The organism is Sphingomonas sp. SORGH_AS_0950, from assembly GCF_030818415.1.
Classification (GTDB): Bacteria; Pseudomonadota; Alphaproteobacteria; order Sphingomonadales; family Sphingomonadaceae; genus Sphingomonas.
This window is the reverse complement of the sequence record NZ_JAUTAE010000001.1, coordinates 3,557,213-3,576,626: the sequence shown is the minus strand read 5'-3', so window position 1 is coordinate 3,576,626 and position 19,414 is coordinate 3,557,213. Positions and strand designations below refer to the sequence as shown.

At 61.9% G+C, this 19,414-nt stretch carries 21 protein-coding genes and 3 pseudogenes; 8 read left to right on the top strand and 16 right to left on the bottom strand.

Annotated elements, in window-relative coordinates; genetic code table 11:
• Entirely contained in the window at positions 1-441 is a 441-nt protein-coding gene (locus QE385_RS16200; protein ID WP_307103577.1) for a helix-turn-helix transcriptional regulator, read from the bottom strand.
• A gap of 86 nt (positions 442-527) precedes the next feature.
• On the opposite strand from QE385_RS16200, the pseudogene QE385_RS16195 reads away from it, so the two are divergent.
• Positions 528-686 (top strand): annotated as a pseudogene (locus QE385_RS16195) (oxidoreductase); the annotation flags it as partial.
• A 201-nt stretch (positions 687-887) separates the two neighbouring features.
• Here QE385_RS16195 and QE385_RS19885 read toward each other — a convergent pair.
• The 9 genes from QE385_RS19885 to QE385_RS16150 all read right to left on the bottom strand — a co-directional run bounded on the left by QE385_RS19885 (position 888) and on the right by QE385_RS16150 (position 6,461).
• Entirely contained in the window at positions 888-1,115 is a 228-nt protein-coding gene (locus tag QE385_RS19885; protein WP_373424689.1) for a transposase, read from the bottom strand.
• A gap of 586 nt (positions 1,116-1,701) precedes the next feature.
• Positions 1,702-2,295, bottom strand: coding sequence for a hypothetical protein (locus QE385_RS16185; RefSeq protein WP_307103576.1), 594 nt, complete (start codon positions 2,293-2,295; stop codon positions 1,702-1,704).
• Positions 2,296-2,511: 216 nt separating this feature from the next.
• Positions 2,512-2,709, bottom strand: a complete 198-nt coding sequence (locus tag QE385_RS16180) for a hypothetical protein (RefSeq protein WP_307103574.1) — start codon at positions 2,707-2,709, stop codon at positions 2,512-2,514.
• A 179-nt stretch (positions 2,710-2,888) separates the two neighbouring features.
• Positions 2,889-3,287, bottom strand: coding sequence for a hypothetical protein (locus QE385_RS16175; RefSeq protein WP_307103572.1), 399 nt, complete (start codon positions 3,285-3,287; stop codon positions 2,889-2,891).
• A gap of 327 nt (positions 3,288-3,614) precedes the next feature.
• The gene (locus tag QE385_RS16170; RefSeq protein WP_307103570.1) at positions 3,615-4,529 is read right to left on the bottom strand and encodes an endonuclease/exonuclease/phosphatase family protein; all 915 of its coding nucleotides are present in this window, start codon (positions 4,527-4,529) and stop codon (positions 3,615-3,617) included.
• A 55-nt stretch (positions 4,530-4,584) separates the two neighbouring features.
• A complete protein-coding gene (locus QE385_RS16165; protein WP_307103567.1) occupies positions 4,585-5,034 on the bottom strand; it encodes a hypothetical protein in 450 nt (149 codons plus the stop codon).
• 28 nt (positions 5,035-5,062) lie between these two features.
• Positions 5,063-5,521 carry a hypothetical protein gene (locus QE385_RS16160; protein WP_307103565.1) on the bottom strand — a complete coding sequence of 153 codons (459 nt, stop codon included), beginning with the start codon at positions 5,519-5,521 and terminating at the stop codon, positions 5,063-5,065.
• Positions 5,522-5,566: 45 nt separating this feature from the next.
• Entirely contained in the window at positions 5,567-5,920 is a 354-nt protein-coding gene (locus QE385_RS16155; protein WP_307103563.1) for a hypothetical protein, read from the bottom strand.
• 37 nt (positions 5,921-5,957) lie between these two features.
• Complete coding sequence (locus tag QE385_RS16150; RefSeq protein WP_307103561.1) at positions 5,958-6,461, bottom strand: helix-turn-helix transcriptional regulator; 504 nt, start codon at positions 6,459-6,461, stop codon at positions 5,958-5,960.
• A gap of 356 nt (positions 6,462-6,817) precedes the next feature.
• Between QE385_RS16150 and QE385_RS16145 the strand changes: the two are divergent.
• Both QE385_RS16145 and QE385_RS16140 read left to right on the top strand, forming a co-directional pair.
• A pseudogene (locus QE385_RS16145) lies at positions 6,818-8,007 on the top strand (IS3 family transposase).
• A gap of 29 nt (positions 8,008-8,036) precedes the next feature.
• Positions 8,037-8,258 (top strand): annotated as a pseudogene (locus QE385_RS16140) (methionine synthase); the annotation flags it as partial.
• A 26-nt stretch (positions 8,259-8,284) separates the two neighbouring features.
• On the opposite strand, the gene QE385_RS16135 reads toward QE385_RS16140, so the two are convergent.
• Positions 8,285-9,492 (bottom strand): IS3-like element ISGbe2 family transposase gene (locus QE385_RS16135; protein ID WP_307103557.1). Its coding sequence is split into 2 segments (ribosomal slippage): positions 8,285-9,168 and positions 9,168-9,492, totalling 1,209 coding nucleotides; the frame shifts between segments, so codons are not numbered across the junction.
• Between the two features lie 289 nt (positions 9,493-9,781).
• Positions 9,782-10,510: a UTRA domain-containing protein gene (locus QE385_RS16130; RefSeq protein ID WP_307103555.1), complete on the bottom strand. Its 729-nt coding sequence runs from the start codon at positions 10,508-10,510 to the stop codon at positions 9,782-9,784.
• A gap of 65 nt (positions 10,511-10,575) precedes the next feature.
• On the opposite strand from QE385_RS16130, the gene QE385_RS16125 reads away from it, so the two are divergent.
• Both QE385_RS16125 and QE385_RS16120 read left to right on the top strand, forming a co-directional pair.
• The gene (locus QE385_RS16125) at positions 10,576-11,496 is read left to right on the top strand and encodes an ornithine cyclodeaminase family protein (RefSeq protein ID WP_307103553.1); all 921 of its coding nucleotides are present in this window, start codon (positions 10,576-10,578) and stop codon (positions 11,494-11,496) included.
• 42 nt (positions 11,497-11,538) lie between these two features.
• Positions 11,539-12,519, top strand: a complete 981-nt coding sequence (locus QE385_RS16120; RefSeq protein ID WP_307103552.1) for a threonine/serine dehydratase — start codon at positions 11,539-11,541, stop codon at positions 12,517-12,519.
• Here QE385_RS16120 and QE385_RS19880 read toward each other — a convergent pair.
• Both QE385_RS19880 and QE385_RS16115 read right to left on the bottom strand, forming a co-directional pair.
• A complete protein-coding gene (locus tag QE385_RS19880) occupies positions 12,495-12,812 on the bottom strand; it encodes an integrase core domain-containing protein (protein ID WP_373424729.1) in 318 nt (105 codons plus the stop codon). The genes QE385_RS16120 and QE385_RS19880 overlap by 25 nt on opposite strands.
• Positions 12,722-13,621 carry a LysR family transcriptional regulator gene (locus QE385_RS16115; protein WP_307103550.1) on the bottom strand — a complete coding sequence of 300 codons (900 nt, stop codon included), beginning with the start codon at positions 13,619-13,621 and terminating at the stop codon, positions 12,722-12,724. Before QE385_RS16115 ends, QE385_RS19880 begins: the two co-directional genes overlap by 91 nt.
• Positions 13,622-13,788: 167 nt before the next feature.
• Between QE385_RS16115 and QE385_RS16110 the strand changes: the two genes are divergently transcribed.
• Together QE385_RS16110 and QE385_RS16105 are read left to right on the top strand one after the other, a co-directional pair.
• A complete protein-coding gene (locus QE385_RS16110; protein ID WP_307103548.1) occupies positions 13,789-15,003 on the top strand; it encodes an MFS transporter in 1,215 nt (404 codons plus the stop codon).
• 26 nt (positions 15,004-15,029) lie between these two features.
• Complete coding sequence (locus QE385_RS16105) at positions 15,030-16,223, top strand: serine hydrolase (protein ID WP_307103547.1); 1,194 nt, start codon at positions 15,030-15,032, stop codon at positions 16,221-16,223.
• Between the two features lie 178 nt (positions 16,224-16,401).
• Here the strand turns inward: QE385_RS16105 and epsC are convergent, their stop codons facing one another.
• Positions 16,402-17,370, bottom strand: a complete 969-nt coding sequence (epsC, locus tag QE385_RS16100; protein WP_307103546.1) for a serine O-acetyltransferase EpsC — start codon at positions 17,368-17,370, stop codon at positions 16,402-16,404.
• Positions 17,367-17,999, bottom strand: coding sequence for a peroxiredoxin (locus QE385_RS16095; protein ID WP_307103543.1), 633 nt, complete (start codon positions 17,997-17,999; stop codon positions 17,367-17,369). Before QE385_RS16095 ends, epsC begins: the two co-directional genes overlap by 4 nt.
• Before the next feature lie 179 nt (positions 18,000-18,178).
• On the opposite strand from QE385_RS16095, the gene QE385_RS16090 reads away from it, so the two are divergent.
• Positions 18,179-19,351, top strand: coding sequence for an aminotransferase (locus tag QE385_RS16090; RefSeq protein WP_307103540.1), 1,173 nt, complete (start codon positions 18,179-18,181; stop codon positions 19,349-19,351).
• Positions 19,352-19,414 lie beyond the last annotated feature (63 nt).

Below are 19,414 nucleotides of genomic sequence, written 5' to 3'. Positions count from 1 at the left end.
TTACACATGAGCGCCAAGGAGCAGGGCGATTGCCAGGATGAGCATGGCAACGACGGTCATGCCCATGGGGATTCCGATCGTTATGATTGCCCCCCAGATGACCACCTGCTGCCGCGACATGATGTTCAACGTCCCGAACCTGCTTGGCACGGGCCAGGGAAGCGGCCAGGGGTTGGAAAGTCGAGAGCCAGACTCTGGACCCCTGGGGTCCAAAAATTGGTCCTGCGCGATTCGTAACTCATAACCATGAAGCCGGCGGGCTGCTTCGGTACGCCCACTTGCCCCGATCTTCTGGTAAGCCTTCTTGATCTGGCCATCGATGGTCGTTTCGGATTCGCCTGTTTTAAAAGCGATTTCCTGCGTCGTGCAGAGGTCGTGGACCATACGAAGGTACATACGTTGCCGCTCGCTGAGCAACTCAAACCTGCTGTCGTCGTCCATCCCTGCCCCGTCGTCCCGCCAAATCCCCAAGCATTTTAGGCACGGACCAGTATCAATCCGAAGTTCGAGATTCGTAAAGGACGGATATCCGCGATGCCTTTGCCGATGCGGCATGGCGCGCCGCCCGGATCGGCCTGGACGCGATCCAGATCCACGCCGCGCACGGCTATCTCCTGCACGAATTCCTCTCGCCATTCTCCAACACGCGCGAAGATGAACATGGCGGCGATCTTGCCAATCGGATGTCCGTTCGCGTCGGCGACCGCATGGAGCTTGGTGTTCATGCCGCCCTTGGTGCGCCCGATGAGGCGGCCCAGATCCCCTTTTTAACCCGCAGGCTCGATGCCGTTCGGTGCATTTTCAGGTAAAGCCTGCCCCGGCGAAGGCCGGGGTCGCGTCGATCATGACCGTCTTCGGCTCGGCTTCCGCCGCAGCCAAGCCCTCCATCATCCGCGTGAACACGCCTGCCTCACCCCAGCGCTTCCAACGGTTATACAACGTCTTGTGCGGGCCGTAGTCCTTGGCGCATCTCGCCAGCGCAGCCCGTTGCGATTGACGAACACGATACCACTCAGCACCCGACGATCGTCCACGCGCGGCTTACCATGGCTCTTGGGAAAGAAAGGTCGCAGGCGTTCCATCTGATCGTCCGTCAGACAGTACAGGTCACTCATTCCAGTCTCCTCTCGAAGCCTGAATCAGATCGCACGCCTCATATCGATGGGTCCTGATCCTAGCTGGGGCGCAGTTCCGGCGGATGGGAGCGATTGCCGCGCGGTCGCTCGTCAAACAGCTTGGCGGCCGACTGGAATATCGTCTGCGGCTCGCGATCAAATCGTGCCCGGTTACACACTCGCCCATATCACCGCCGAGCTATTGCCAGCGTGGCAGAACGTGCCGGGCGAGCCCTTGTTTCCCCAGGGGCAGGATAACGCGCCTAGACCCCGTATCGCTTATTTCCCCCGCTGGTGATGCAATAGCGCCCACCACGGGGGCCAACGCAGACGTTGCCGCCATTGCACGGGCATGCCCCCTCGGTGGTGCCTCGGGCCGGATAGAAATTAAGCCCCCGGCTTCGTTTCACCCGCTTGGTAGAATGGGATGATCGGTAGCGCTTGGCATCAGCGTGATCGGCCGCAATGCCAGAGGCGACGAGCGCGAAGCATGAAAGAGCAGCAAGGATTTTCATTCGATCTTCCCTCGACCATGAGGCTGACGGTTGAGGGGGCCGGAGTGAATGAGCACCCCAGCCCCGCCCACTTACTTCGCGGGCTGCGGCGCAACCGGAACGGCCGCGTTAACCGCAAGCGGAGGCGGCGCGGTGGCAGCGATCGAAAGCGGCACGTCCTCATCGACGAAGCTCTTTACGATCGACCCAGCCGGGACCTTGGCACTGGTGCCGGTCATCAAGAAGCCTGCCACCGGCACCAGGGCGATCGCCCCCACGACGCCAGCCGTCCCGGTCACGCCCTTGTCGTCGAACGCACCCGACATGCGGATCTGGCGACCATTGACCGTCAGGAACAGGACGCGACCCGCAAGGTGCCCCGACTTACCCCACATGCCCTTGTTGCGGACGTCGGTGATCTCACCCATCGCAGGGCTACCCGCCGGAATGACCGTTACGCCGTTCACGACAACAGGCTCGGCTGTTTCGAGATGAAAGCGCTGTCCGACGCGGAGTTGCTTACCCTTGGTCGTCAGCTCTTCGGAGAGGCGAAGAGGAATCTCGGTTCCGACGCGCAGGACGGCAGCGTTGGAAACAGGAGCAGCGATCGGCGTGGGTTGCACAACCTGAGCATGTGCAGCGACAGAAGCGAGCGCGATGGCGCCCGCCAGGCAATACTTGAACATCAGACATCCCCCGTTTCTGATTCGCGGTTCGCGAAGCATTAAGGAGATTAGGATTTAAGGGTGCGATTTAGTCAACTGACCAATGCAGCCACTATGACCGGAATGGCACGCCTGACGTAACCGGCAATTGCTGTAAGCACGGGCAACGCCATGACCAGCGCAAGGGCGCAAGTCTGAACCCGATCCAGAACGCTGCGCCACCTGCTGACCGGCGAATTACTTGATCGGCTTCGCACCGGGTGTTCCGCACTTGGCGAACTTCCCATTAGCAGCCTTGCAGCGCGTGGCCTTCGGTGCGGCCGCCTCAGGACACTTCACAAATTTGCCCTTCGCGTCGCGGCACGGCGCTGCGGTCGATGGCGTAGCAACGGCGATGAGCGAAAGAGCGGATGCGATAACGGCGAGCGAGCGCATGGGTCTTCTCCTACCCGTGAGTCGGGCGGGCGGATGCTATGCCCTGCTACGATCCTGTGCCAGAGGTTGTGGAATCTTGCTGGCGTAATGGTTGGAAGCGCCCGATTGAGGACATGCGGCTCATGCCAGATTATGGATGTTTTTGGTCGACATGCCGCTTACTGATCGCGAACAGGCGTTCAGCAAACTGGCTCTATCCCGAGATCAATTCCTAGGCGGGCCATGTCTGCGATGAGATCAACGTCGAAAAGCTCGCCATGGTCACCAGGGAACCAAGACACATAATAGTTGACCTTACCGCCGGTCCTTCGCAGGTCGTTTATGAACTCGGCTGCATTTTCTAGATCCACGAGTGTTCGACGGAGGAAAGAGGCAAGCTGACCGTCTTCGCTCCCGCCATGGTCGAACACGCAATAGCTCTCCTGATAGGTGCCGGATAGCGGTTCACCTGTAAGCGTCGTCCGCGCTTCACCCACTTTCCAGTAACGACGGGCTGCACGACCTATCGCTGCAACGATCTTCTCAGGATCCGCGTCAGGATGTCTGACTTGGAGAGTGACACGGTAGCTGAAGGCCATAAACTTTGATAGCCGATCCGATGATAAACTGCCAACGTCTGCCGATTTTCCGGCGCGGCTGATACCAGACAGCCCGTTTTTCTCCTAAACCGGATGGCCGTTCTCGCCTTATTGCGTTGAAAAACTCCAGCAGCGGCAGATTATCCGAGCCAACGCGAAACATCCATCCCGCTTTAAACGAATATTAAAGTGTATATAGTCTATTTTTTAATGCATATTCCCGTCCATGTTGCAGCATTATTTCACAAAATTGCCCGAATGGAATTTTCAACACAATCCACCAATGCTAGCCATTCGTCAGCTATGGCAGTCGCCTGGCCCCGTAATCTAGCCAGATATGAGCACGCTGACCGGGCAGTGGTCCGAAACGTGCTTCTGCCCAGGTGCATAGGTCGTCTCGGCAAATCCGCTCGCCTGTCCTGCCGCCCTACGATCAAAGACGATGTGATCGATGAAAGAGCGATACCGGGGATCGCAACGTGGCGTCACACCTTCATCGGCCAGCCGCAGATCGGCGTTGGCAGGATTGCCATCGTCCAGTTCAGTCCAAACTGGATCGGCAGGTTCAGCAAGGCGACGGTTCCAGTCCCCCAGGACAATGAACCGATCAGAACCAACAGCCGCTCGGTCTATCCAGTTCTCCAACATCGGCACCTGCTGTTGCAGGACGCCGCAGGCCTGAGCGCGGTCACCTTGAAAGCAGCCGGACTTTAGATGAACCGCGAGCAGCCGCGTGGGCTGGTGTCCCGGCGCCCGCACACGAATATCGACCCCCGAGCGCAACTGCGGGTTGCCGAGTTGTAGCGCCGTGACGTCCGGGTTGCGGTCGAACGCGATACCCTTCCTGATCGCGAAGCCGACCGCCTGACGGATGAACCGCTGGTCAGGGTGCTTGCCGCCACAACTGCCCGACGCGGCGCCGGGGCGGTGCTCCATCACGATCGTGTAGCGGCTCGGATTGAACACGCGCGCCGCCGCCGCTTCGTTCTCCGCCTCTTGGAAGGCGATCACGTCAGCATCTAGCGTATCGACGATCTGACGCATGGCAGCATAATCCGCGTCAGTTCGCGGCTCGCATCCTGCGCCGTCCTTCTCCGCCAAGAACTCCAGGTTCCAGGACGCGACCTTGAGTGGGCGCGTTGCGATAGTACCCTCGGCGCCATTACGGGGAGCGACCTGCGGAACGGTGCAGGACGCCAAGCCAGCGAGTAGCAATGCGAGGAGAACAGAACGGATGGTCATGCCCGATGTGTGCCAAGGCATGCCTCGAGACACAAGACGCGGTGCGATACCGCGTTCAGGGGCAGTCCTGCAGATACCGGATCATCTTCTCTACACCAGCAGGCGTCAGGCCAAGCATACGGTATCGGCCGTCTCGTTTGCCAGGCCACGAATGCACCAGTCCTTCCCGCTCCAACACCGCGATCCATCGCAATCCGGTCGTTTGAGGCACGCAGGCGCCAATACACGTCGTGCTAACCGACTGTGGCTTCCCTTTTTCATAGGCAATGAACAAATCCAGAAGGATGTCCCATCCCGGCTCACCGAATAGGACTCCACCGTTGGCGAAATGTTTCTCACGACGCCTTCGTTCGGCATAAAGCCTGCGCGCCTTGACGGATTCATGCTCGCCATACTCGACAAGGCGGTTCTCCACCCGAGCCGTTGCCAGTTGAAGTAGTAAAGCGGTTACGGCCTTGTGAAGTTCAGCCACCTGGGTTGCCAGAGGCGCACCTATATTGGACATCACGCCGCCTCGAACTGGCAGGGGCCATTCACCTGCGTGAGGCTTCCCATTTCCAGGACACGTCGCGTCCGACCAGCCGCTCGCGACGGACATGGCGCCAGGTGCCAGCGGCGGTCAAGAGCAGCATTCCGTAACCCCAAAAGCGGATTTGAAAGCTGTAACCGATAGGCAACATGTCGGGGACCATGGCTTTGGCGACGTGCGCCATCACGGTTGCGGCCTGTAGCCCAGTGACCCAAACTGGCCAGAAGCGACGAGATGCTATGGCTAGCACGGCAAGCGCCATCAGAAGTACCAGATCTATCGTGAAAAAGCCCCACGAGACTGTAGTGTGAGCATATAGGCGAGGCAGCTTGGGAACTGCGAAACCCGCAAGGAATGCCACCAGTTGCAACGCCATCGCAATCCTTTCGACCGCGCCGCCCCAGATCGAGACGTAGATCAAACATAACACAAAACCTGTGACGAAGATCATGAAGGTGTTCATGCCGACCGAGCGCCCCCTGTTTTGCGCTCAGTCGGCCGAGACAATTCAGGCGTCAACCGCGTTACGATCTGAACTGCGCATACTCGCAGGCGTCGGCGGCTGGGTGTCGCCATAATCACCGTAGGAAACCGCCCCCAGGCCAATTTCGTACTGAGCTTCACGCAGGTCGTAATGCGCTTCATGGATGAGGTTACGCGCTTCAATCAGCCGGACGTTCGCCAACGCGACGTTTTCCAGGCTCTTCTGAGCAGTCGTAAGTGGAGCTTTTGCGCGGCGGCGGCCCTCGATCATAGCCATAGTCAGCTTGGCGTTACGAATGATCGCAGCGTCTAATTCCTGCTCGTAAGGTATCAGTTCGCTCGCGATTGAATGAGCGACAGCAAGGCGTTCTTTGCGCATGAGGTATCTCCGCCGAAGGCGGATAATCCACCCCCAGCTATCCGGTACTTTTTACGAGGTGCCAAATTGGCCGGAAGAACGTGTTGAGTCCCAGCCCCATAGAGATGGAAAGGGTCAACGCCGCCATGGCCGCGATGGCAATTGCGAAAATCCAGAAAACGGTCGCTAAAGCAGATAGGTCATTTCGGTTCTGCCCCCTGGTCGAGAGCGGCAACCCAAGCCCGAACGCAGGAGGCTGCTGAGGCTGTGGAGCTACCGGCTCAATTGCTGGTGCTTCGACGTCACCCGATTGGCCCAGTTGATCCACCCGTGCCGGATCACCCCTGACCTTATCAGGGGGCGTATCCGCGAATACTATGGCAGCGGCTTCACGCCGGTCCTTAGCGCCAAGGGCCTGTACTGCTTCAGCTATATACCCATCAACGGTTGTCTTGGAGATACCGAGTTCCCGGGCAATCTCCTTCGAAATGCGGCGCTCCCATACGAGGCGCAGGCATTCGAGCTGGCGTGGGCTCAATGATTCGGCCGATTTTCGATCCATTTCCGATCTGTTAACCGATTATTGACTTGTGCCACTCCCCCTAATGCGCTCCCGCGATCAGCATGCGCAAATCCGATCACATACCTGACATTCAGAGGCTGCGGCGATTGATAACTGAGGCTTTGGAGATCGCGGATCGGCACGATCTTTTGGATGTCGGCATATGTCTAGATGGCGCGTTAGTGCGCCTCTCAGAGATCGATAGGCATGGCTTGGAACCTGACATCCACCCGCCTTTGGAAGAGGCGGACTGGACCGATAATTGATCAAGCCCTTCCATTCCCGATCGGGCACAATGAGCTGCTGCCGGTTTCGTGGACACCGAGATAAGGTGTTTTTGGGACCGGAGGGTGTGAATGCAACGACGGAAGTTCAGCCGGGAGTTCAAGCTCGAGGCGGTGAAGTTGGTCCGGGAGCGCGGGGTATTGGTGTCGCAGGCTGCCCGGGATCTGGACCTTCACGAGAACGTGCTGCGCAAATGGGTGCGTGAGCAGGCGGCGGATCCTGGGTCGGCCTTTCCCGGTCACGGGATAATGAAGCCCGAGCAGCAGGAGATTGAGCGGCTACGCCGCGAACTGGCTCGGATGAAGGCCGAGCGCGACATCCTAAAAAAAGCGGCGGCCTACTTCGCCAGGGACTCGATATGAGGTTCGAGTTTATCGCGAAGCACCGGGGGATGAGGAGGATCAGACGATGATCCGGGGGATCATCGACCCGACGAATGCCGGTATCGTGGATCTGCGAAGCGCTCGGTGTTTCGCGTAGCGGCTTTCACGCCTGGCTGGTTCGTGCGCCCAGTGCCCGCGCCCGCAGCGACGAGGAATTCGGCACCAGGGTCCGGTCCAGTTTCATCTCCAGCTATCGGACGTACGGTGCGCGCCGCGTCTGGCACGACCTTCTGGCCGAAGGCCTGTCATGCGGCTTGCATCGCGTCGAACGGGTGATGCGTGTCCACGGTCTGAAGGCGCGCCCGCGCCGTCGTGGCCTGCCAAAAGACGACGGCCTGCGGTCGGTCATCGCCGACAACATCCTCGATCGCCAGTTTACGGCCGAGGCGCCCAACCAGAGGTGGATCGCGGACTTCACATACATCTGGACCGCCGAGGGCTGGCTGTACGTCGCCGTGGTCATCGACCTGTTCTCGCGCCGCGCGGTTGGCTGGTCGATGAGTGACACCATGACCGCCCAGCTCGTGACCGATGCGTTGATGATGGCGATCTGGCGACGTGGCAAACCCGATGCCCTGCTGCATCACTCGGACCAGGGCAGCCAATACACCAGCGAGCAGTTCCAGCGGCTGATGACGGACAATGGCGTCACCTGCTCCATGAGCCGGTCGGGCAACGTCTGGGATAACGCGGCAATGGAGAGCTTCTTCTCGTCGATGAAGACCGAACGTATCGGCCGGAAGACATATCGAACGCGCAATCAAGCGAAGGCCGACGTGTTCGATTACATCGAACGCTTCTACAATCCGACGCGACGCCACTCGACGCTGGGCTCTCTCAGCCCCATCGACTTCGAGCGGCAAGCGCAGGTAGCTTAACTTCGTGTCCGCGAAACCGGCAGAAGCTCATGATCCGCGGCAAAAAGGTCATGGTCGGCGCGATCGACGTTGCGACTGACACGGTCGAAACACCGCAGCAGGTCGCCGACACACTACGCAACGCGCTGCAATACGTGGACGCCGACAAACTATATCCCGCAACGAATTGCGGCATGGCGCCGCTTTCGCGCGATGTAGCGAAGGGCAAGCTACAAGCCTTGGGGCTAGGCGCGGAAATCGTTCGCAAGTGATCTGGCCCCCGTTTCACCGGACGGGTTCAAGCGGTTGCAGAAACCAATGCGCGATGCTCGCGCGGTGAGCGCATTTTGAGCCCTGAATGGGGGTGGTTGTCGTTGTAGTCCTCGATCCATCCGGCAAGCGATGTCAACGCGGTGGGAGCATCAGGCAGCGGCGAGACGCGGACGTAATCGCGCTTGAGGGTATGAACGAAGGCCTCGGAGATGCCGTTGGACTGCGGGCTGCGAACGGGCGTGAAGCAGGGTTTGAGGCCCAGCTGCCGGGCAAAGGTGCGTGTTTCGCGGGCAGTATAGGCCGAGCCGTTATCGGACAGCATCTCGACCGGCACGGGCGCGCGCATACCGCCGAAGCGGGTTTCCACGGCTTCCAGCATGATGTCGCGCACGTCCGAGCCGCCGATGCCCGCATTGGCGATCGCGCGCCAGGCGATGATCTCGCGGTCATGGGCGTCGATGATGAAGGCGCCGCGCACGACCTCGCCGTTCCAGCAGGTGAACTCGAAGCCGTCCGAGCACCAGCGCAGGTTCGAGCGGATCGCCACCACGACGCCGTCATGGCCATAGTCGGCCCGCTCGGTGTAGCGCCGCGCCAGCAGCAGGCGGTCCGCTGCCATGATGCGGTAGACGCGCTTGTGGTTGACCGGCGCCAGTCCTTCGGCGCGAAGCTGTCGATTGAGGACCGCCGCGATGCGGCGGTAGCCGTAGGTGGGCCGCTGCGCGGCGATCTGGCGGATGCGGGGCAGCAGGTCCGCGTCGTCGGCCTTGGCGTACGGCCCGCGCGTCCGGGTGCGGCCGGTCAGGCGGTCGTACACCGTCGAGCGCCCGACCCCGAGCGTCTTGGCGACCAGGCTCACCGGATAGTCTCCGGCAACGGCGAGTGCATGAGCAAGCTCGCTTTTTTTGGGCGCGAGCGCTCCAGCGCCTCCTTCAGGATCTCGACCTCCAGCGTCTTGCGGCCGAGCTGGCGCTCCAGTTCGCGGATGCGGGTCTCCATCTCGCGGACCTGGCGATTGCTGGTCACGTCGTCGTCGCCGGCAACCGCGACGCTCCCGCCCTCCAGCATCAGCCGCCGCCAGCGGTACAGCAGGTTCGGCGCCACGCCGTTGCGGCGCGCCACCACCGATATGCTCTCGCGACCATCGAGCGTTTCCTCGACGATCCTCAGCTTCTCAGGCGTGCTCCAGTGACGGCGACGACCGCCGTCTGTGATGATCTCGGACACGGACATAAGCCTATGCTTAGGGGATAGCCCCAAGCCTCCTTCTTAGGCTTGAATCCGTCCGGTCGAAATGGGGGCCAGCTCACACGCATGGATGATCGGCGGATCGTGAACGGCATCATCGTAGTGATCCGCAACGGCCTGCGTTTTGTCTTCTATGCGGAAGTCGAGAAGCGGCCGGACGCTGACGGCCCCCCTTGGTCGAACGAAAACCAGCGGACTGTCGGAAAAGAGCGTCCTGCGTCAGCCCGTCCCGACGGGTCGGAGAACGTAAAAGGCTCTCGCAGCAGAAGTTCATCTAGTTTCGCCCAACTGGTCCGATCCGGCCCACCATGCGAGCTTGTTCACCGCTCCGCAGCATCCGTGCGATTGTCACGACGCCCTCGGTAGACCAGGTGCGCCGGGTCACTTCGAGACAGGGTATCGTGCCATCGACGGCGAGAAGCGCACACTCCTCACTCGAACCCAAAATCGCCCGGACCGTCTCGCTTCCTTCGCGATAGGGGCGCACCAGCATCAAATAGGAGAACAATGTCCGGTGGGACAGGTCGATCGCCATCGCGTCGGGCAGGAAGCGTGGAGCGATCAGGCGATCTTCAAGCTCCACGGGGCGGTCATCTTCAAAATGGAGGATAACCGCATGGAACACGTCGTTCCCGTCAGCCGTCCCAAACTGGACGCATTCATCCACCGTCATCGGTCGTATTTCACGGCGCAAGACCTGGGCGCGGTAGCTGCCCCCGCGACTGACGACCTCACTGAGGATGTCGAGATGGTCGTACACGGCAACATAGGCGCTCGGCTCCGCGACGAAGGTGCCCGAGCCACTACGCCTGACGAGAAAACCACGCGTGGTCAGGTCGCGCAGAGCATGATGCACGGTCATGCGGCTGACGCCGAATTGTTCGGAGAGGGCGTGCTCCGACGGAATCCGATCGCCGGTCGCCCATCGACCCGAGGTTATGTTCGCTATCACATGCTCGGCGATCTGGTCGCGGCGGGTGACGGCAGCAGCATTACTGGTCATGCCCATTCCATAGCACAGAGCGTGGTGAATAGACAGGTGGCAAGAATCTGTATATACAGCTTGCCATGCAGTTCGTACCCGAAGATCAATCCGCTGCGCTCATCACGTTCGAGATCGCCTTTGCCGCAGCGCGTGAAGCACTGATTGCGGCAACTGACGACGGCACCACCGTATTCCCGGCGGTACTGGCCCATGGCTCATCACCGTTGAACCGGTTTTCGATCAAGTCGGGCAGTTCTGCCGACCTTGCGGGTCTGAAAGTGGGTTCCTACTGGCCTGGCAACACCGAGATCGGCCTGCCCCGCCACAATTCCCTGATCCTGCTCATCGACCAGCATGTCGGACGGGTCGAATGGGTGATCGAGGCGGGCCGAGTGAACGCCTATCGTACGGCCGCGGCAGATGCGGTGGCCGCCGATGCTCTGGCCCGCACCGATGCCAGCGTACTCGCGATCTTCGGCACTGGTCACCAAGCCCTTTACGAATGCCGCGCCATCACGCGCATCCGTCATATTAGCGAGGTGCTGGTGATCGCGCGCGACAGCGCGAAAGGCGAGAGCTTTGCCGCCAGCGTGGCCGCCCACGGGATGGCCGCCCGTATCGTAGATGGACGCACCGCGTGCGAGCAGGCCGACATCATCGTCACGGCCACGGGAGCGCGAGCACCGCTGTTTGATGCCGCCTGGGTCCAGCCGGGTACGCATATCGCCAGCATGGGATCGGACGCCGTTGGCAAGCAGGAGTTACCGCCAGCCTTGTTCGACCGGGCGGCGCTGTTTTGCGATCAGCCGGCGCAGTCGGTCGCGATCGGAGACCTCCAGCACTTCGCCGGCGACCGCAGCCGCATCGTCGCGATCGGTGACGTACTGTCGGGCCGCTGCCCAGGCCGTCGCGCTGATGATGACATCACTGTCTTCGACAGTTCGGGCATTGCCCTCCAGGACCTCTACATTGCCCGTCACCTCATCGCCGCTCTCGACCGCTGAGAGCATGTCTTCAAACAGCGCCGCTACTTTGAGGAAAAGCCGTTGACCGATTTTGCTATCTCTGCTGCCGATGTCCACGACGCCGCGCGTCGCATCGAACGGGCTGCCGTTCGCACACCACTCCTGGAGTACGCATCGCTGAACGAGCGTGTCGGGCACCGCGTGCTGGTCAAGTTCGAGGGCGTGCAACACACCGGCTCATTCAAATTCCGCGGCGCTTACAACCGCTTGTCGCGTATTTCGGAAGACCAGAAGAGGCACGGGGTCGTTGCCTGGTCGTCGGGCAACCACGCCCAGGGCGTCGCGGCGGCGGCGCGCTTGCTCCGTATCCCCGCGACGATCGTGATGCCGGCCGACGCGCCCACGATCAAGGTCTCAAATACCCGGTCGCTCGGTGCCGAGGTCGTTCCCTATGACCGCTATACCCAGTCGCGAGAGGAGATCGCTACGGCGATATCCGTCGAACGCGGTGCGGTGCTCGTGCCGTCCTTCGACGATCCTTACATCATCGCGGGCCAGGGGACTGCGGGACTGGAAATCCTCGACCAAGCGGCCGATGCTGGGGCATCGATCGGCCGCGTCCTCGTCTGTTGCGGCGGTGGCGGGCTTGTCGCGGGGATCGCCACCGCCATCAAGGATCGGGCACCCGATATTGCGATCTACAGTGTTGAACCGCAGGCCTTTGACGACACGGCCCGCTCGCTGGTGAGCGGCACACGCGAAACCGTACCTGCCGACGCGCGCTCGATCTGCGATGCACTGATGGCCCCCAGCCCTGGCGCGCTCACCTTTCCGATCAATCAGGCGCTTCTCTCAGGTGGCCTCACCGTCACCGACGATCAGGTGCGCGCGGCCATGCGTTTCGCGTTCCAGTCCATGAAGCTCGTGGTCGAGCCAGGGGGCGCAGTGGCGCTCGCTGCGGCGCTGGAAGGACTGGCACCGCCTGCGGAGGGCGCCACGGTGGCGGTGATCTCGGGTGGCAATGTCGATCCCGACGCCTATGCCGCAATCCTCCAGGGCTGATGACCTGCGAGCCTCGTTTCTGCGAGGCCAATTGCGCTTGAGTCTCCCCTCATCTCTGGTCCCGTCTTTATGAGGAAACCAGCTCTCCTTCCCTCAGCACAGGTGTGCCTGCCCTGAGGGATATCGCGCTCCACCGGGGTTTGGTTGCCGAGGGAGCTATGGGGACGGTGCTCGTTATAATCGCGCTTCCGTGCCTCATATTTTACCCGTGTATCGCCCTTGCGAAGAGATGCTCGGCCATGAAGTCCACGAAGACGCGGATCTTCGGGGCGAGCTGTCGGCTGGAGGGCCAGAGGATGCGGAAGGTGCCGGAATGGGCGAGCACGCCGTCCATGACGCTGACCAGCGTCCCCGCCTCGATCTTGTCGTGAACAGCGAAATCCGGCAGGCAGGCGATGCCGAGGCCACGCTCGACCATGTATAGCAGCGGTTCGATGGTGCTTGAGGTGGCTGCGGTCGGTACATCGATCGCAGGAAGGTGACGTCCGCCCGCAAACAGCCAGTCCTCGAGTTTACCATTGGTCGGGTAACGATGTCGCAGGCAGCGATGGGCGGCGAGATCGGCGGGCTTTTGCGGCACACCATGCTCCGCGAAATAGGCCGGCGCACCGACCAGCTGCAGAGAATAACTACCGAGCACCCGCGTCATCAGCCGAGAGTCGCTTGCCTCACCGGTTCGGATCACCGCATCAAACCCCTCGTCGATCACATCCACCAGCCTGTCGGTGAAATCGAGATCGAGTTCGATCTCCGGCCAGGCCCGCATGAAGGCGGAAAGCGTCGGCATCATCAACATCCCGACCAGCGGCAGGCTGACACGCAGTTTGCCACGCGGCGCGCTTCGCGTCTGGGCCAATTCCATCTCGGCCTGCTCTATCTCGCAAAAGATGCGCCGGCAGCGCTCGAGAAAAAGCGCACCTTCCGGCGTCAAGGTCACGATGCGCGTGGAGCGATGGAACAGGCGCACGCCCAACCGGTCTTCTAGACGGGCGATGGCCTTGCCAATCGCCGAGGGTGAGACGCCAAGTTGCTTGCTCGCCGCGGTAAAGCTGCGGGCCTCCGCCGCTTGGACGAAAGCATTGAGTGAACCAAGATTGTCCATCTACCGAACCTATTGCGGACATCAATGTCGCATATGTTCGGAATTATAGCCCAATTATCGCCGGGTGTCAGCCGAGGTAAGTTTGCCGCCAGACCTTAGGCCGGCGACAGGAATATGTGCCGTCGCGGCCATATCCGTTCATCGCCCGAACAAGACAAGGCGCTCCTATGACGATAACAACGACATCCTCATCCTTAGACGGCAACGATAATGCCGTCTCAGACCATTTTCCGCTTGCCGGCCTGCTGGCGCTCGCCATGGCAGGTTTCATCACCATCCTGACCGAAGCATTGCCCGCAGGGCTGCTGCCGCAGATCGGCAATGGGCTTGGCGTGTCGGAGGCGTTTGTCGGGCAACTCGTCACCATCTATGCGGTCGGCTCGCTCGCCGCAGCCATTCCGCTGACGGCAGCGACTCAAGGGATGAGACGAAAGCCGCTGTTGCTGCTCGCGATTGTCGGCTTCGCGATTGCCAACACGGCAACCGCACTCTCGGGCGACTTTCGGTTAACCTTGGTCGCGCGCCTGATCGCCGGCGTTTCGGCCGGTCTCCTCTGGGCAATGTTAGCGGGTTATGCTGCGCGGATGGTGCCGGGGCACCGACAGGGTCGCGCGATCGCCGTCGCGATGGCCGGCACGCCACTGGCGCTATCGCTTGGCATTCCCGCCGGCACCTTCCTCGGCACGGTGATCGGCTGGCGCGCCTGCTTCTGGCTGATGAGCGGCCTGACAGGTATCCTGATCGTCTGGGTAACAATAAAGCTGCCGGACTTTCCTGGGCAGACGGCGGACAGGCGACATTCCTTACGCATCGTCTTCAACATGGCCGGCGTGCGCTCCGTGCTCTTCGTCACACTCGCCTTCGTCCTCGCACACAACATCCTCTACACCTATATCGCGCCGTTCCTTGCCGCCGCCGGCATGGCTGAGCGCACGGACGTCGTTCTTCTCATCTTCGGCTTGACATCACTCATCGGGATCTGGGGCGTGGGGAGCCTCATTGATCGTCGGCTGCGCGAATTGACGCTGATCAGCATCGCGCTGTTCGGCCTTGTCTCCGTTGCGCTTTGCCTCCGTCCCCATGATCCGGCCGTAATCTATGCGGCGATTGCGCTCTGGGGCCTCGCCTATGGTGGTGTCGCAACACTGTTCTCGACAGCGCTGACGCGGATATGCGGGGAGGCCACGGATGTCGGATTGTCGATGCTCGTCACGGCCTGGAACATGGCGATCGCGGGCGGCGGCATCATCGGCGGCCTGCTGCTGGAAAAGATCGGCGTCGCGGCTTTCGCCCCTGCCTTGCTCTGCCTTCTCGTGCCGACCCTGATCGTGGCCTGGACGGCACGCCGGCATGGTTTTCCTGCCGCCGACACCTCCCATTGACCCAACCTGACACTTTGGAGCCTTCCATGTCTCTTATCTCGGGCGATCGCCCTTCCTTCTCTCCGGTCGCACAGATGAAAGACCTGAGCGACCGCATCGATGCCGTGATCGACACAGCCCTTGCCCAGCAGCGCGTCGTGGGTGCCGTCGTCCTCGTCGCGAAGGACGGCGATACCGTCTATGCCCGCGCAGCCGGCTTTGCCGATCGCGAGGCAAACCAGCCGATGACGCCGGATACACTGTTTCGCCTGTCCTCTGTGTCGAAGGTCTATGCCTCGGTGGCGGCGATGGCGCTGGTGGGACAAGGCCGGCTCGCGCTCGATGCGCCGGTCACGGATTGGCTGCCCGATTTCAGGCCGACGTCGCCGGACGGCAGTGTATCCGACATCACCGTTCGCCATCTGCTCAGTCATATGGCGGGCTTGAATTACGGCTTCCTCGAACCGGCGGATGGTCCCTACCACCGTGCGGGTGTCTCTGACGGTATGGACATCGCCAACGTGACGCTGGAGGAGAATGTCCGCCGCATCGCCACCGTGCCGCTGCTGTTCGCGCCGGGAATGTCGTGGAATTACTCGCTGGCGACCGACGTACTCGGGCTGCTCATCGAGCGCGCCACCGGGCTTCCACTCGCCGACGCCGTCCGCACACTGGTCATGGAGCCGCTCGGATTGACCGACACGGGCTTCACCATTGCCGGCCCCAACCGGCTGGCGACCGGTTATGTCGATGACGGCGGCACGCCACGCCGCATGGCCGATCTCGAAATCATCCCGCTGCCCTTCATCGAGGGTTCGGAGGGACTGCGCATGTCGCTGACACGCGCATTCGATGAGAACGCTTATCCCTCCGGCGGCGCGGGCATGATTGGCTCGGCCGGTGATCTGCTTGCCGTGCTCGAAGCCCTGCGCAAGGGCGGCGCGCCGCTGCTCTCCACCTCGCAGGTGGAGGCGATGGTGACGGACCAGACGCCGGGCATGGATCTGCTGCCCTGGCCCGGACGCGGCTTCGGTCTCGGCTTCACCGTGTTGCGCGATCCCGTCGCGGCCAATTCGCCGGAGGCGGTGGGTGCATGGCGCATGGGCGGCGCCTATGGCCACTCCTGGTTCGTCGACCCGGCCAACGGGCTGACGGTCGTTGCCTTTACCAATGCCGGGCTGGAAGGCCAGTCGCCCGGAGGCAGGTTCCCCGACGAACTGACGCGGGCGATCTATGGATGAGGGCCTCGAGACAATCAGGCGACATCGCTCACATCGATGGGTCCTGAGCCTAATCCCTTGAGGCCGCGCCACGAGCCGATGTCGGCTGAATTAACTGACACCAAGGCGCTCGATGGCTTTGATCACGATGTTCGATGGGCGAATGTGCGCGGTAAAGGATGCCAATTGCCGTACAACGTTACGCACCTTGGCGGTCGCCAATAGGACGGAAGATCGGCAGCGGCGCTTCGACCAGCGTATCGGGCGGCACGTCGTTTCGCAGCCACACGTTGCCACCGATCCGCGATCGGGCGCCGATAGTCACCCGGCCGACGATGGCGGCGTTGGCGAAGATCACGACGTCGTCGCCCACGATGGGGTGGCGCGGCGTACCCGGCGGCGCGTCGAACAGATCAGGATCGCCGCCCAGCGTCACGCCTTGGTATAGCCGCACTCGATCGCCGAGCACGGCTGTTTCTCCAATCACGACGCCGGTGCCATGATCTATGAAGAAGCCCTGGCCGATCTGTGCCGCGGGATGGATGTCGATCCCGGTCTGATCGTGCGCCAGTTCGGCAATGATGCGAGCGACCAGCGGAACGCCCAGGCGATGCAGCAGGTGCGCCAAACGATGGTGGATGACGGCGGTCAGCGAGGGATAGGCCGCCAATACTTCGTCCACGCTGCGTGCAGCAGGATCACTGGCGTAGGCGGCCTCCACATCACGGTCGAGCAGCCGACGCAGCGCAGGGAGATTGGCGGCGACGCTGCCGATCAGTCTCTCCGATGTTGCGGCGATGGCCCCGCCGTCCGCCGTCTCCGGCGCGGCATAGCGCAATTCTATATAGATCTGTGCTTGCAACTGCGCCAGCAACGGCTCGAGGGACGCGGCGACGAAGGCATTCTCGTTGGACGCCGTGATCTCCGCCGGACCAAGCCGCAACGGGAACAGCGCGGTGCCGAGCTCGCGCGTGATGCGCTTGAGCGCCTGGCGCGAGGGAAATTGCGCGCCTTGCTCAGCATGGGCTGGGTGCGCCGTGCGCCAATCCTCCCGGGCGACACGCAACCGGTCGATGACGAGATCGATTTGCCCGGGAAAATCGATGGACCGGTCGGGATCGACCTGCATGCCCTCAATATCCGTCACGCTGCGTGACACATCGCTCATGCGGGTTGCCTGACCGTCCGCAGATAGGGCTTTACCTCGGTCCAGCCGTTCGGAAACAGTGCTCTGGCCGCGTCATCGTCGACCGACGGCACGATGATGACATCGTCACCCTGCTGCCAGTTCGCCGGTGTCGCCACCTTGTGCGTATCGGTCAGCTGCAAGCTGTCGATCGTCCGGAGGATCTCGGCGAAATTGCGCCCAGTGGACGCCGGATAGGTGAGCGATAGGCGCAGCTTGCGCGCGGGATCGATCACCAGAACGGTGCGCACCGTCGTGGTATCGGACGCGGCGGGGTGAATGAGATCGAGCAGCGTCGCGACATGGCGGTCGTCATCCGCGATCAGCGGGAAGTTGAGCGCGTGTCCCTGGGTTTCGGCGATGTCGGACGCCCAGCGCTGGTGGCTGTCGAGCGTGTCGACGGACAGGCCTAGCACCGCCACGTTGCGCCGGGCGAACTCCGGCACGAGTGCCGCGACCGCGCCCAGTTCGGTGGTGCAGACCGGCGTGAAATCCTTGGGATGCGAAAACAGTACGACCCAGCGATCGCCTGCCCATTCATAGAGGTTGAGCGGACCCTGGGTCGATGCCTGGGTAAAGTTGGGAACGATATCTCCGAGCTTGAGCGACATCATCGATCTCCTTAGAAGACTTATAATCTACTCAACCGATAGGAATATAAGCGGGCAATTCTTGCACCCCGGAAAGTTTCGGTTTTCGATGGCGACGGGGGTGCGGACTTCGTGGGGGCGGACGGACTGTCGCGGGATATCCGGCGGCCGGGAGCTACCGACCCGGCAACAAACCGGGCATGAAGGTCTCGATGAACCCAGTCTACGCCAACGCAGTCACCACGATCTTTGAGGAGACCTCGCGCCGTGCGCGCGCATGCGGGGCGATCAACCTGGGCCAGGGGTTCCCCGATACGATCGGCCCACCGGACCTGTTGGAGGCCGCGGCAAGGGCAGTGATGACCGGGCCTAATCAATATCCGCCGTCACTGGGTTTGCCCGCACTTCGTGGCGCGGTGGCAGAGCATTACCGGCGCTTCCAGTCGCTCGACCTCTCCCCCGACGACGTGATCGTTACCTCCGGTGCGACCGAAGCTATCGCCGCAGCGCTCCTCGCCATCGTTTCGCCCGGCGACGAGGTGGTGGTGTTCGAGCCGATGTACGACGCCTATCGACCGTTGATCGAACGGGCGGGTGGGGTACTGCGACCGGTAACGCTCCGTCCGCCGGCGTGGCGCATCGTCGAGGACGATCTGGCGGCCGCCATCGGTCCACGTACGCGGGCAATTCTGTTCAACAACCCCAATAATCCCGCCGCCCGGGTCTTCTCGCGTGAAGAGTTGGAGGCGGTCGCACGGCAATGTGTCCGAAACGATCTTATCGCGATCTGCGACGAGGTGTGGGAGCATGTCGTGTTTGATGGCCGGCAGCACATACCCCTGATCAGCCTGCCGGGCATGGCGACGCGCACGGTGAAGATCGGCTCCGCCGGCAAGATTTTTGGCGTGACCGGCTGGAAGGTCGGTTTCGTGATAGCAGCGCCGCATGTGTTGAAGCCGATCGGCCGAGCGCATCAGTTCCTCACCTTCTCGACTCCGCCCAACCTGCAATGGGCGGTGGCCGAAGGCCTGGGTTATTCCGATGCCTTCTTCGCGGACGCACGCGCGTCGCTCAAGCGGTCGCGGGAGCGGCTGGCGACTGAGCTCCGCACCGCTGGGTTCGAGATACTGCCGAGCGAGGGCACGTATTTCGTCACAATCGATCTGGCCGCCTCGGGCTTTGCCGCGAGGGACACGGAATTGTCGGACCGGCTGATTGCGGAAGCCGGTGTCGCCGCGATCCCACTCTCGCCCTTCTACATGAGCGCGTCGGCGCCTTCCGGTTTGCTGCGGCTGTGCTTTGCCAAAGCCGACAACGTGCTGGATGAAGCCGTCGAACGGCTCGGGAAATGGATAGCAGCCGCGTCCCGCTGATGCAGCAGCATGGCGTTCGGAGCTAGCGCAAACCAGCCGATCGGTCGCCCACGTTGACACCGC